This window comes from Paenibacillus sp. JMULE4 (assembly GCF_013337105.1).
GTDB lineage: Bacteria > Bacillota > Bacilli > Paenibacillales > NBRC-103111 > Paenibacillus_G > Paenibacillus_G naphthalenovorans.
This window is the reverse complement of the sequence record NZ_SGWF01000020.1, coordinates 13,285-26,771: the sequence shown is the minus strand read 5'-3', so window position 1 is coordinate 26,771 and position 13,487 is coordinate 13,285. Positions and strand designations below refer to the sequence as shown.

The following is a 13,487-nucleotide window of genomic DNA, read 5'->3' as shown; positions in this document are numbered from 1 at the left end:
TTTTAGTGTACGCCCAGCATGGGCGTCATCTCTAGGGTGAAAGTCCCGAACGGGCTGGCGAGCGCCTACCGTTAGCCAAGGGCAAGGGTGTCGCCGCGAGGCGGAATCTGAAGGAAGCCGGAGGCTACAATCAGAGTAGGGTCTCGGAGAAAGCTGTAGTCGGGGCGATTGCCCTCTCACTGGGATGAAATAATCCCGTTGGTGTGTTTAATCGCCTCCTCGCCTCACCCGGTTGTGGCCAAGCCCACGTATAGGTGAATGTAAAAGCAACTGTGCCTGCATTTTATTCTTAACGAGGGGATGGAAATGCGCTTTATTGGCCTGGATGTGCATCAAAAATATACGGAAGGATGTGAGATCGGCCCAAACAAACAAAAAAGACGTTTTCGGATAGCCAACACGTGAGAGTCTTGGGAGGAGTTCGCCAAAACCCTAGATCCCGAAACTCGAGTCGTCATGGAAGCCACCAGCAACGCCTTCTGGATTCATGCTATCTTATCCGACTATCCCGGACAAGTTGTTGTTGCTAATCCTCTGAAAACCCACGCCATTGCGGAAGCGCGTGTAAAGACAGATGCCCTTGAAGCTCAAATTCTAGCTCAGTTGCTCGCGGCTGACTTTATTCCAGAGAGTTGGGTGCCTAATAAAGAAGAATACCTGACGGAAGTATTTAGAGAAGGTTACGCTGCCGGCAATGGAACAAATCGTTTTATGTTCATCACTGAAGTTATTGGATTTTGTCCAACAAGAAATGAACGCATTAGAAGCAGATTGGTTTGCAAGGGCCAAGAAAAACCCTAATGTACCCTTACTTATGGGTATACCGGGCATATCGGTGTTGAGTGCTTTAACCATCCTTGCAGAAATTGGGGATGTGACAAGATTTCTTTCTCCAAAGAAGCTAGCATGCTATGCCGGACTTGTGCCATCCGTTCATCAATCCGGAAAAACGCGTTATACGGGGAACATAACGAAAGAGGGACGAGCAACACTGCGATGGATTCTGGTGCAATGCGCGCAGCGAGCCATTCAGAGCAAGGGGAAATTACGTGCTTTTTACTTAGGGTTGAAGGAGAAGAAAGGGTATAAGATTGCGATTGTAGCAACGGCTCGCAAGTTACTGCACATCATATGGGCTGTGTTGGTTAGGCAAGAGGAATATAGGGATCTGCGGAAGGACTTGCTGGAGAGAAAGCTTAAGAAGATGCAAAAGCAAGCCGGAGTACGATGCTTCCATGGATGAGCTATTCAGCATGATTGAAAATTTAGAGGAATTTTCAGATGAGCATTCCCTCATATGGTTAGAGGGGACAGGATAAAGTGCACCTGGCATGCAGCTTAAAAGCGTATAACCTAAGGTCGGTTCCGTCAAGGGAGAGCGCCTTGACAAAACCGACCTTAGGTTATGATTGGTTATTAAGCAAGCCAGGGAAAATGCAGGCTGGGTCAAAAAACGAAAATGGCCCGGTCCAGTTTGTTATTGCCATTTTTTGATCCAAATCAAGCAATACATATTTTTTGAACAAGGGACTTGCATGTTTTCATAGGTGAGAGGACGGGGGTTAGCCGCCCTCTCCACTCGATTTGAGGTAAGGGCAGACTTTAAATGTATTGCTCAGTAGTTGCTTTAGGGGTTATAAAAAAAGACCCGAACCGGAATTCGAGTCTTTTTAAAATCAATGGCTATATTACTTTGTATAAGGCAAATAGCGATTGACCACGGCTGCCGCTTGAGCGCGTGTAGCTGTGCCTGCAGGGTTGAAGGTGTCGGCAGTCATGCCATTTATAATTTTGGCATTCAGCGCCGCTGCAATTTCCTTGTGGGCCCATACGATTTGATCGGAATCTTTAAACTGGGCGAGGAGTTCTTTTGTGTGTCCGCTGGTACAATGGTAGCCACATCGGCATATGTAAGTGCACGAATGACGATGGCAGCCATCTCTTCACGAGTCACCGGAGCTGCGGGACGGAAGCTGTTATCCTCATAGCCATTGATCAAACCCGCATAGGTTGCGGTTGAAACCGTATCCGCATACCAGTCCGATGCATCCACATCGTTAAAGTACGTACTGGAAGTAACCGAGGTCAGACCCAACGAACGAACCACCAGTGCGGCAAATTCGGCACGCGTAATGCTGCGCTCCGGTTCGAATTGCGTAGGCGTAACTCCATCTACAATCTTTTGTTCAACTAAAGCTTCGATATCCTTCTTGGCCCAATGCGATGACAAATCGTCGAAAGCGGCGAAAGCCAAAACCGGAGATAACATGGATACGATCATCAGCGCCGCAAGAGCTTGAGCGACTTTTTTCATAACAACGGTTTTCATTATTGTAGTAATCCTCCTATTATAATTATGTTTTCTTACTCGTTTTTAGATTTTCAACCAGTGCTTCTAAATGGATTGCTTCTTTTCAATGGGTTACTACCAAATCGCGCTGATCTAGCACCACATCTCGTTGGGGTCGGGAATTCGCTCAACGTAAACAACGAAGCCTTGCCCTCCCGGTCTTTCAACAAAGAAGCGGTCAAACCAGTTTTGTATACCGCGGTGAACTCCAAGTTCACCGTAACCTTCTTCCGAAGATTCGTCAAGATCCGATGATCCGCGTAGACGCTCATTGGCAGTTTAGGATCTCAGTACTTCCCATCGCTCATCAAATCGGATATTTGGTTTCATTCTTCCTTGGCGAATTGTTTTCAATTTTTGTGTGATGCAGATTGACAATAACGACTTTAACGCCAATTTGTTACAGAAAAATTCGGCCAGTGGAAATCAGTAGTGTCTGATGGGTTCGATCCCCAAGATGATTACCGGCATGTGAAGTTGCCGCTCAAGCTCTTTCATTACAAGCTGCGTTAGCCATGATAATCACAATCTTACCGAGCTAGATTCCTTGGTAATCAATGGCTCGAGCGACATGAATTATCGCAATTTCTGCATTAAGGAGATATTCGGTAATTTGTTGAATTCATTGATTCTGCTTTTTCGAATGCGAATACTGTGCCTTCTGTGATGAGTTTTTCTTTGGTCGGGACCAAGTATACAGAAGGTGCTTTTTATTCAAACCTCACTTTCTTCATTATTGGAATGGCTCTATAGTTTCTATGATTTCCATAAATTTTACTATATCACTTTTAAGCATGATAATGGAAGAGTCTATAAATGCCTAACAGAAAACAAAAAGCCCCTTTATCGGTTCAACCCTTTAACTTTGGACAATCTCGATCGGGTTATATCTCATCAAAACGCAATTTTTTGAAACCGTAGTTCATCACCTAGTCACTTCTACAGGTATTCAGCTGGGGACAGCGTGCTGGAACGCGAATCTTACCAACGTAATTCATTTTGAGAAAACATGAAAGGCGTTGCTACTAAATTACGGGCCGTTGTCCGTTCGAATAATCGGACGCTGTTCGCCGGCAAATACATGGCGTTTTAAAAGTGCTTTATGGAACCAAAGCTATTATTCAAATGGGGTCCGAATCAACTGTGACAGATGAACATCAAGTACGTTTATGTGACCGGTTTTCGCTTCACAAGATGGTTATTGGCCAGTTCGCGCGGTGGATCGAGGGACTTCGCAGATCGTAAAGAAGGATTTGTGGGATCGCTCTCCTCAAAGACTTGCTAAAAAATGTTTCTGCAAGTCTAGGGGCTTTTTTACCAATTGTTCTGCTTGTTATTCTTAAGTACAATGAAAGCGACGTTTCACTTCCTTAGTTTACTTTGAACGAAGAGAGTGTCCAAAGAAATTAGGGGGCTGTATAGTTATCAATCCTCAAGAGCCATTGATTAAATTTGTAAAAATTACCCTTATCTGCAACAATACTTTCATTATCAACGTCTTGTTATATAGGAGTTTATATATTTTTGCTGCACATCTTCTCAACACGAAACTGGAAGCGGTGTTTATGAAAAAACGAATAGATCAGCCACGGTTTTTCGTGACCATTTTTACTGCCAATGGTATTTTACGGATAAAGAAATGGACAGACTTGCAGAATTTTAGAACAGCTTGTTTTTTTAAGCGGCAGCCCGTTCCGAATGATGAGCAACGGCGAACGCAGATGCAAGCAGAACAATAGCATTCAAATACTGATGAGTTGTGAATTTCTGAATGCTCCGGACGTGTGCTGCGTCTGCCGTCAAATAGGTTTTCAATCGGGAGTTGCAGCGTTCTACGCTGGTGCGTTCGTTGTAAAGTTCCTTCCAACGCTTTGTATCCCGATGAGGAACGCTGTATCGCCGGAGATCATCCTTGGCATTGACTTTGACGACCATTCCATAATTTGATGACGAGCAGGCAGCCATGCCAAGCGGACAGTCGACTTTACCCGTGGCATGCGGGCAGCGAAATTTAAGCATATCGCCGTCAGTTCCCCAGTATGTCATCGCATAGCCCATGGAACAGCACGGTGTTCCGTTCGAGGTCATGTCAGCAGGCGGTTCCTTCTCCCCCCTAAGATTAAGGGGAATGATGGCTTGTGCATTGACGTTGCGGGCGGCCTCATAAACTTTCATTTGGTCGTAGCCCGCATCGAGTACGAAAAAGCGCGTGCTCGTCCTGGACGCTGCTTTCTCGATTGGGCTCGGCGCCATTTCTCCATCATTGACGTGCGCCGGCGTTACTTCCAAGGCGATCGGCAATTCACTTTTCGTATCGACCGCCAGATGAATTTTGTAACCAAACCATGTGATTTTATTACCGAAGGAATCAAATTTTGCGCCCCAGTTTGCATTGCCCGTTCGCGCGCTTTTGCGTTTGGGTTGCTTTTTCTCGTAAGCACGGAGAGCGGCGCTGTCAATGGCGACGTTACTGCCATCCAGGATGCCTTCCTGTTGACAGCGTGTGACCAAATCCTCAAAAAGCTGTTTTGCCAAGCCCTTTTTCGTCAGTTCCGCGAAAACTCGGCTTAATGTGGATATGGGAGGGAGCTTCCCGATCCAGCGGAAGACCACACTGATAACGAAACCGGAGATCCGTATCCAAACGATGATGCAATCCCGTAAAGGTATCGATTCCTTCAAGTGGCGCAGCCAAGAGTGCTCGTAGAATACCTTGTCTGCAGTATCCGTCAGCGCCTCGGGGTGAACGGCTCCTCAATTCCTTGGCATACGGCCTCAGATCGAGAGAGCTGAATAAGATGGGCAATCGCTCCTTGGGTTGTGTATTTTTAATAGTTCTTCGAAGGAAAACAGACATACTTGGAGAATATACAAAGTGACTTCCTCCCTTGGTTGTTTTCGGGTTTGGTCACTTGAAAACTTCTCCAAGTTGGGGTGAAGTCCCTTTTTTATGTCTGAAAATCCTTACGGTTCAAGGCCCCAAATTACTGCAAAAGGCTCATTTAAGATCTCGATCTCCTCTTGTAGATCACGATTCTGTTGTTCTAGCTTCTTCAGTCTTTCGTAGTCCACAAACAGTTTGGATTTCTCACCGGTTTTCGCAAACTGCTTTCTCCAAGCCCGAATAGTGCTGACTGGGATGTCTAGTTCCCTGGATACTTCAGACGGTGTTTTGCTGTTTTCTTGCATGTGCTTTACGGTTTGACGTTTAAACTCCTCATCAAAATGCTGACGAATATCTCCCATGACACACCTCGTCCTCTTTATTAGTTTTATTGTAACAGAACGCTTACTACGGTGTGTCCACTTTCTAGTCTACATGCATTTAATGAAAACTATATAAGTATGGTGTTAGTTAGAGTGAAAAATATAATATTAAGAGATTTTACACTAACTCGTTTACTGTTTCGTTGCAATTAAAGTCGAATATAGGTATACTTATTTACGGTAAATTGTAGAAAAAACTACTATATTATCAATGTTGATTACCTTTAGGAGAGGATATTAATAATGCAAGAAGACTTAAAGCTTCGTGATTTAATTGAAATCTTGTGGTCTGGGAAAAAACTATTAATCCTATTGGTAGGAGCTTCAATGTTGATTTCAGCAATATATAATTACGCAATTATTGAACCTACTTACGAGGCAACTTCATTAGTTAGGATCAACAAACCATTGGTTCCTAATGAAAAGAAGGTTAATATTAATCTTAAATCCTTTATTGAAGATATAAAAACGGACGCTTTCGTTAGCGGAATAATAAAAAATTTGAATCTGGATGAAAGTAAATATTCTATTCGTGATGTATCTTCTAGTATAAATGCAGAAGCTATTAAAGATGCGGATCTTATTAAGATAACGGTTAGAGGAACCGATACAAATGTTATTACACAACTAGCAAATACAATTGCTTTCAAAATTGCTGCAAGAATTGAAGTTTCTGACCGCTCAGAAGTAATTGTAGAATCTCAGAACCGTATATTAGAATTAAATGATTTAATTTCTGTTTCTGAGAGTGTTATTACAGAAGCTCGCAAAAATCTCGAAACTACACCAGAAAAAATTGTAACAAAAAAATCATTAGCTGAAGATCCTTATTTACAATCGGTTATTTCAGAAAACTCTAACTTACAAAATAAACAAATAGGGTCTATTGAATTGATAAATGAGGACATTAATCCTGTATACACTAATTTATTAAACAAACTAACTGAGGAATCAGTGAATCTTGCAAAATTAAAAGAAGAAAAAAATGTAATGTTAAAGAAAAAAACAGATAATGAAAAAATTATCGAGGAAATACAAAATATCGAAAACGGAAATAGTAAGGTTGATAAGAGTATACAAGTACTAAGTGGTATGTCAGCTGTATTTATTACACCTGCATTAGATTCTCTTTATCCGGTCTCGCCCAGAAAAGTTTTAAATATGGCATTAACAGCTGCAGCAGCTAGTTTAATAGGCATTCTAATAGTTTTTGTTAGGTTTTATTGGAAAAAAACAGAAACTATTTTGGGAAATTAATATTAAGAAAGACTCATTATAGATAATCTATAAGTAATGAGTCTTTTTGTAATATTATAGGAGGATTTTGTGTGAGTAAAAATCAGAGAATGATAACCAAAGTGGCGCTGGATGTCATAATAATTATTGCATCTGTATATCTGGCTTATTTACTAAGATTTGATTTTGTGATAAAAGATCAGTTTTTGGATACAATTTATTATCCGATTGCTATTGAAGTAATCTTTACGATTTGTTCCTTCTTTTATTTTAAAATATATAGACAAATATGGCAGTATGCTAGTGTCGGCAATTTTTGTCTATTGTTAAAGCCGTTTTTATGTCCTCGGTAATATTCTTTACAGTTCATCATTTATTGGTGTATTACTATTTTCCGACACTTGTTGTACCAAGAACCATTTATATTATTGCAGGAATGATTATTATATTAGGTGTTGGCGGTTCTAGACTTCTATGGAGGATAGCCAGGGATAATCTAAATAAAATACAACCTTATCATAAAAAAGTTTTAATAGTAGGGGCTGGAAATACTGGGACAATGGTAGTTAAGGAACTCATGGGATCCTCGTCGGAATATTTCCCCGTTGCATTTATAGATGATGACCCTAACAAAAATCATTTGGAAATATGTGGGAGACCCGTTGTTGGGACACGCCATGATATTCCATTAGTAGTAGAGCGGTATTCAATCGATATAATCATATTAGCGATGCCATCAGCCTCACGTATTGAAACTAATGAAATCATAGGTATATGTAAAAAACAGGATGTGTAATTAAAATTATTCCCAGAATGAATGATGTAATAAACGGTAAGGTCTCAATAAATACAATTAGAAATGTAAGTGTCGAGGATTTATTAGGTAGAGAACCTGTTAAAATGAATTTGGAAGAGATCGCTGGATATCTAGCGGATAAAGTTGTAATGGTTACAGGAGCGGGTGGTTCGATTGGATCAGAGCTTTGCCGACAAATAGCTTATTATAAACCAAAATCATTGCTTCTTCTTGGACATGGCGAAAATAGTATATATGAAATAGAATTAGAACTAAAAAAAGATTACGCTTCTATTGAAATATATGCAATAATTGCTGATATCCAAGACCGTGACAGGATACGCCAAGTTTTTGAAGAGTTTCGTCCACAAGTTGTTTTTCATGCGGCCGCTCATAAACACGTTCCTTTAATGGAGAGAAACCCTATTGAAGCAATTAAAAATAATGTTTTTGGAACAAAAAATGTAGCTGATGCTTCCGATGAGTTTGGTGTTTCGCGATTTGTTATGATATCTACTGATAAAGCGGTAAATCCAACAAATGTCATGGGAGCTACTAAGCGGATTGCCGAAATGATAATTCAGGCTCTAGATAAACAAAGTAAGACTCAGTTTGCTGCTGTAAGATTTGGAAATGTACTTGGGAGCAGAGGAAGCGTAATACCAATTTTCAAAAAGCAGATTGAAGAGGGTAGAGACGTTACCATAACTCATCCAGATATGATTAGGTATTTTATGACTATCCCAGAAGCTGTCCAATTGGTAATTCAGACAGGTTCATTAGCTAACGGAGGAGAAATATTTATTCTAGATATGGGAAGGCCTGTGAAAATTGCTGACTTAGCTTCCGATTTAATTAGGTTATCAGGTCTTGAACCGGGTAAAGATATAAATATTGTTTATACAGGAATTAGACCGGGGGAAAAACTTTTTGAGGAAATATTATCAAATGAGGAAGGCGCTATTGCAACTAAACATGATAGAATATATAGGTAAACCGTTAGATGTATCGCAAGATATGTTAGTAAAGGGCTTGGAAAAGTTAGAAGCTATTTGTAACGCCAGAGCCATTAGTTCATTAGAAGTAAAAATAGTTCTTAAGGAATTAGTACCGACTTATTGCTTTAATACTGAAACTCAGGATAAGAATATTATTGTATCAGAAGCATTACGTGCATCATTAGAAATGGTCGCTTCATTAGACAAAAAGGCCTAGAATAAGGAGTTTTGTATGTATAAAAAAGAGAAGACCAGAGTGAATGACGAAAAAAATCTATAGTGTTTTGGCTCCTTCTATTGTTTGTTACTTTGTTTCTGATCATAGCACCTTTTCATAAAGGATTATTCAACGGGGGACAGCATGTGTTTGAGCGGCCAATTTACACTACTGTAATTTGGAGTTCTTTAGCACTATTCCTTCTTTTTCTAAGTAATATTAGTGATTGGAAAAAAAACAGCTTCGACATGAAAGCTAATTTAGTTTGGATAATTCCTTTATGTTATATGATTTCACTGATTCAAGCTGCATCACATTTCTCAGCTGTAAATGTACTATTCATTCACATCACCTTTGCTATGTTTTTCTTAGTATCGGCAAAAATTACGATTAATAAAATTGGCTACTTACTGCTACCCAACATTCTGCAATATTCAACTTATATCGTTGTGATTTACGGTTTTATGAATTGGTTTGGTAATGCTCATTACCAAGATGCAGTTTTCCAAAATAGACTTACAAGTGTTTTTCAATATCCTAATTCTTACGGGGCCTTTCTTATAGGGGCTTTAATAAGTTCGTTATTTTTAATAGTTAATGCGAGAAAATGGTATGATGCGGTAATTCACTATTTAATGCTTGTTCCAATATTTACCTCGCTGTTTTTGACATTATCGAGGGGCTCACTGATGATATTACCTTTTGTGGTGATCATCATATTATTAATGATGCCATTGTTTAATCAGGTTTTAATATTGGTAGGTTTGATACTGTCAGGTATTGCATCACTGCTGATTTTGAATAAACTAATGAACATCGGTACTCAACTTCATCAAACATTTAACGTAGAGCTATCCATGTCTGGGTGGGCAATATTAATAGTAACCTCCATTGTGGTTTCATTAATATTTATAGGTATTAATATATTAGGTAAAAAATAAACATTACTAAAATTAATAATTTAGGTGGGAGATTTTCGAAATATATAATACCAAGTTTGATCTTATTGTTTATTTTAATGTCCATATATTTGTTGTTTGGTAATTCAAAACTTGTGAGTTTTCTGCCTGAATCCATAAGAGAAAGAATTGAGGCCACTAGTCTCCAAGATAACAGTATATTAGCGAGGACTACCTACTATAAAGATTCTATTAATTTATTTTTGACTATCCCATAATTGGTGCTGGCGGAGGGGGATGGTCCAGTTTATATCAACAATACCAAAGTTACCCCTATACAAGCAGACAAGCGCACAACTTTTTATTGCAATATCTAACGGAGATAGGTTTATTAGGTATTCTTGCTATAGTTTTCTTTATTTTATTTATCTTTATTAGATATATAAAAAATATAATCTGAAAATTAATGGTCAAGAATCGGATAAAACTGAAGTTGGCTCAGTTCATGTTTTCTTCTTATTTTCTGTTTCCATTTTGGTACATGCTTTGTTAGATTTTGATTTAAGTTTTTTATATTTAGCCGCTGTAGTATTTTTGTGTTTCGGTGGAATGTATGCCTATAGCGCAAGAAGCGGGGATAATAATAAAGCTATAAATACTACTAACAAGGATATTAGATGGCCATTTTATATATCAACTAGCTTATTACTGATCGTGTCTATCAGTTCATTTATTTATGGTATTAAATCTTTAAATGGTAACACATATTTTTCAAAAGCTTTAAATGAGATAAATCAACAAAGAACGGACTTTAATTTGATATCAAAATATGTAGATAACGCTATAGAGTCAAACCCAAATCATCCGGAATATGCTTTGCTCAAAATTAATTTATTAAAAGAAGCATTTATTCAAACAAAAGATGAAAAATTCCATGCCTCTGGAATGAATCTGATTGACTCTATGATAGATCAAGAACCGTTCAATAAGCAATTGATTGAGCAGAAATTCAACTATTATTTGCTTATGGATAAGAAAGACGAGGCTCTTCAATATTTGATATCCGAACAACATAAGTTTAAATGGGACATAAGCATGTATGAAAACATCGTTGCATTGAACTTTGATTTAGGTAATGAATTTAGAAATCGAGATAAGTTATCTGAAAATATTTTTTGGCAAAATAATAAAAAATATTTGAAGACATATTGGCAGTAAAACAAAATCTTGATGAAACGTTAGTTGATTACCAAAAATTTGAAAGTAGAAACTTTAGGATTACTCCTAAAATTGCCTTAGTACTCGGACAGATTTACTACATTGAGGGAGATTATGATAAAGCATCTCAAGCTATATATACGGCTTTATCTAATGATTTTAATGTGGAGTTTAATCGAATAATGGCTAGATGGTATTTGGCTTCCTTATTAAAACAAAATAAACAAGATGAAAATTGATGAGTGATCTATTGGAAAAAGATCCGAATGAACAAGTGCAAATTGATACATTATTAAAAAGTCAGTTTTAATCAAGGGAGTTGTTAATTAAGGTGGTAAATTTTGCGATCATTGGATGCGGACATATAGCCAAAAAACATATAGAGTCGATTCAAAGAACTGAAAATGCGAATTTAGTAGCCGTATGTGATAACGATTCTCTAAAGCTTAAAGAAATCACTACAACTTTTTCAGTTAATGGTTACCTTTCTGTGAATGAAATGCTTGATAACCAACCTGAAATTCATGTCGTTAATATCTGTGTTCCCAGCGGCTTACACGCCTCTATTGCAACCGAAGTTGCTAACAGGAAAAAACATGTAATATTAGAGAAGCCTATGGCTATAACGTTAGAAGATGCTGACTCGATTATCGAGGCTTGTAAACGCAATGATGTAAAGCTAACAATTGTCCATCCTAATCGTTTTAGGCCGGCATTTATTGAGTTAAAAAAAGCGCTGGATGATAATTTATTTGGTAAATTAAGTCACATTAATGCTACAGTTAGATGGAATAGAAACCAAGAGTATTATGACCAGGCTGCATGGAGAGGGACGAAAGAAATGGATGGCGGTGTATTAATGAACCAAGCCATTCATAATCTCGATATTATGCTTTGGATGATGGGACCTTATACAGAAATTCAAGCATATACTGCCACTCAAATCCGTAATATTGAATCTGAAGATGTGGCTGTAGCTTTGATCAAGTTTAACAATGGAGCTATAGGAGTCGTTGAGACTGCAACAACAATCTATCCTAAAAATCTGGAAGAGTCAATAAGTGTATTTGGTGAGAAAGGAACAGTAATCATTGGGGGGCCAACCGCGAATTGGATCAAGAATTGGACATTTGAAGACCAAAGCGTTGAAGTGAGTAACTCCATAATCAATAAAATAAATGAGGATCCTTTTGGAGTATCTGGTCATCAAAAAATAATAGAAGATATGATCGACGCAATAATTAATGATAGGGCTCCAATAGTTTCAGGGGAAGAAGGCCGGAATGCTCTGAAATTGGTAAAGGATATTTACAAGGCCGCTGAAAGCAAGTCCTTAGTTTATTAAAGGAGTAGAATGACATGTCTAATAAAGTAATTCCATTACTTGATTTAAAAGCACAATTTAAAAATATCAAAGATGAACTTACTCAAGTAGTTACTGAGGTACTGGAAAGCGGCAATTATATTATGGGCCCTTATGTTTCAGCGTTTGAGAAATCAGTCGCAGAGTACTGCGGGGTTAAACATGCAGTTGGAGTTGCAAATGGTACGGATGCTCTATTATTAACTCTGGATGCCCTGGGTATAAATAAAGGTGATGAGATCATTACTACTCCTTTTACCTTTTTTGCAACGGCCGAAGTCATCTCGCAAGTTGGAGCAACCCCGGTATTTGTAGATATTGAGCCGGACACATATAACATAGATGTCTCTAAAGTTGAAGCTGCTATTACAGATAAGACTAAAGCAATTATTCCTGTTCATATCTTTGGACAACCGGTTGATATGGATGAATTAATGCTCTTAGCTGCGAAACACAATTTATTTATTATAGAGGATGCTTGTCAAGCCATTGGATCGGAATATAAGAATTTCAAAATAGGTTCTTTAGGACATGCTGGAGCATTTTCATTCTTTCCTACAAAAAATTTGGGTGGATATGGCGACGGCGGGATGATCGTTACTAATGATGACGTTCTTGCCGAAAAACTTAGAATATTGCGTGTACACGGAAGCAATCCGAAATATTACCATAAATTAATTGGTTATAATAGCAGATTAGATGCCCTTCAAGCCGCAATGTTAAATGTTAAGTTAAAGTATATAGATAGTTGGAATAATTCTAGAATAGAAAAAGCGGAGTATTATAACGAAAAGCTGAAACAGTTACCTATTAAATTACCATGTGTGAAACCGGACCGCAAGGCTGTATATCATTTGTATATCATTGAAACGGATTATAGAGATGAGCTTTTGGAATATCTTCAAAAAAATGGCGTTTCTTCAGGGATATACTATCCCGTTCCCTTGCATCGTCAGACTGTGTATTTTGATTTAAATTATGATGTCGGAAGCTTGCCGTACTCAGAAAAGGCGTCTAATGGCACCTTAGCTTTACCTTTATATCCTGAATTAAGCATAGAAGATCAGGATTATGTAATTAATACTGTAACCAATTTTTTTTATGAAAAGGTGATGTAACTGTGATCAACAAGAATGAAATTGA

General features: G+C 38.4%; 16 protein-coding genes. 11 read left to right on the top strand and 5 right to left on the bottom strand.

The annotated features are described in order from the left end of the window. Positions 1-456 precede the first annotated feature (456 nt). Entirely contained in the window at positions 457-801 is a 345-nt protein-coding gene (locus tag EXW96_RS22895; RefSeq protein WP_174351513.1) for a hypothetical protein, read from the top strand. Beyond that, positions 695-1,243: a transposase gene (locus tag EXW96_RS28690; RefSeq protein ID WP_174351512.1), complete on the top strand. Its 549-nt coding sequence runs from the start codon at positions 695-697 to the stop codon at positions 1,241-1,243. Before EXW96_RS22895 ends, EXW96_RS28690 begins: the two co-directional genes overlap by 107 nt. Before the next feature lie 445 nt (positions 1,244-1,688). Here EXW96_RS28690 and EXW96_RS27870 read toward each other — a convergent pair whose 3' ends face one another. From EXW96_RS27870 to EXW96_RS22875, 5 genes are all read right to left on the bottom strand, one after another. Further along, the gene (locus tag EXW96_RS27870) at positions 1,689-1,802 is read right to left on the bottom strand and encodes an S-layer homology domain-containing protein (protein WP_254611551.1); all 114 of its coding nucleotides are present in this window, start codon (positions 1,800-1,802) and stop codon (positions 1,689-1,691) included. Next, positions 1,799-2,329, bottom strand: a complete 531-nt coding sequence (locus EXW96_RS22885; protein ID WP_254611526.1) for an S-layer homology domain-containing protein — start codon at positions 2,327-2,329, stop codon at positions 1,799-1,801. The genes EXW96_RS27870 and EXW96_RS22885 overlap by 4 nt, the downstream gene beginning before the upstream one ends. Positions 2,330-4,027: 1,698 nt before the next feature. Further along, positions 4,028-4,810, bottom strand: a complete 783-nt coding sequence (locus EXW96_RS22880) for a transposase (RefSeq protein ID WP_375256477.1) — start codon at positions 4,808-4,810, stop codon at positions 4,028-4,030. A gap of 55 nt (positions 4,811-4,865) precedes the next feature. Beyond that, positions 4,866-5,207 carry a transposase gene (locus tag EXW96_RS28685; RefSeq protein WP_375256473.1) on the bottom strand — a complete coding sequence of 114 codons (342 nt, stop codon included), beginning with the start codon at positions 5,205-5,207 and terminating at the stop codon, positions 4,866-4,868. Positions 5,208-5,314: 107 nt separating this feature from the next. After that, a complete protein-coding gene (locus EXW96_RS22875; protein ID WP_174351511.1) occupies positions 5,315-5,596 on the bottom strand; it encodes a transposase in 282 nt (93 codons plus the stop codon). Between the two features lie 264 nt (positions 5,597-5,860). Here EXW96_RS22875 and EXW96_RS22870 point away from each other — a divergent pair, with 264 nt between their 5' ends. From EXW96_RS22870 to EXW96_RS22835, 9 genes are all read left to right on the top strand, one after another. Beyond that, entirely contained in the window at positions 5,861-6,874 is a 1,014-nt protein-coding gene (locus EXW96_RS22870) for a Wzz/FepE/Etk N-terminal domain-containing protein (RefSeq protein WP_174351510.1), read from the top strand. Between the two features lie 295 nt (positions 6,875-7,169). Further along, entirely contained in the window at positions 7,170-7,649 is a 480-nt protein-coding gene (locus EXW96_RS27865; RefSeq protein ID WP_254611525.1) for a nucleoside-diphosphate sugar epimerase/dehydratase, read from the top strand. A 17-nt stretch (positions 7,650-7,666) separates the two neighbouring features. Continuing rightward, a complete protein-coding gene (locus tag EXW96_RS27860; protein ID WP_254611524.1) occupies positions 7,667-8,644 on the top strand; it encodes a UDP-N-acetylglucosamine 4,6-dehydratase family protein in 978 nt (325 codons plus the stop codon). Next, positions 8,613-8,864 (top strand): hypothetical protein, encoded by a 252-nt coding sequence (locus tag EXW96_RS27855; RefSeq protein ID WP_254611523.1) that lies wholly within the window; start codon positions 8,613-8,615, stop codon positions 8,862-8,864. The genes EXW96_RS27860 and EXW96_RS27855 overlap by 32 nt, the downstream gene beginning before the upstream one ends. Positions 8,865-9,010: 146 nt before the next feature. Continuing rightward, positions 9,011-9,805, top strand: coding sequence for a hypothetical protein (locus EXW96_RS22860; protein WP_174351509.1), 795 nt, complete (start codon positions 9,011-9,013; stop codon positions 9,803-9,805). 504 nt (positions 9,806-10,309) lie between these two features. Continuing rightward, positions 10,310-10,981 (top strand): hypothetical protein, encoded by a 672-nt coding sequence (locus EXW96_RS22850; protein ID WP_174351508.1) that lies wholly within the window; start codon positions 10,310-10,312, stop codon positions 10,979-10,981. Continuing rightward, on the top strand, positions 10,972-11,220 hold the full coding sequence (locus EXW96_RS22845; RefSeq protein ID WP_174351507.1) for a hypothetical protein: 249 nt from the start codon (positions 10,972-10,974) through the stop codon (positions 11,218-11,220). Before EXW96_RS22850 ends, EXW96_RS22845 begins: the two co-directional genes overlap by 10 nt. A gap of 92 nt (positions 11,221-11,312) precedes the next feature. After that, entirely contained in the window at positions 11,313-12,326 is a 1,014-nt protein-coding gene (locus tag EXW96_RS22840) for a Gfo/Idh/MocA family protein (RefSeq protein ID WP_174351506.1), read from the top strand. 14 nt (positions 12,327-12,340) lie between these two features. Next, complete coding sequence (locus tag EXW96_RS22835; RefSeq protein WP_174351505.1) at positions 12,341-13,462, top strand: DegT/DnrJ/EryC1/StrS family aminotransferase; 1,122 nt, start codon at positions 12,341-12,343, stop codon at positions 13,460-13,462. Positions 13,463-13,487 lie beyond the last annotated feature (25 nt).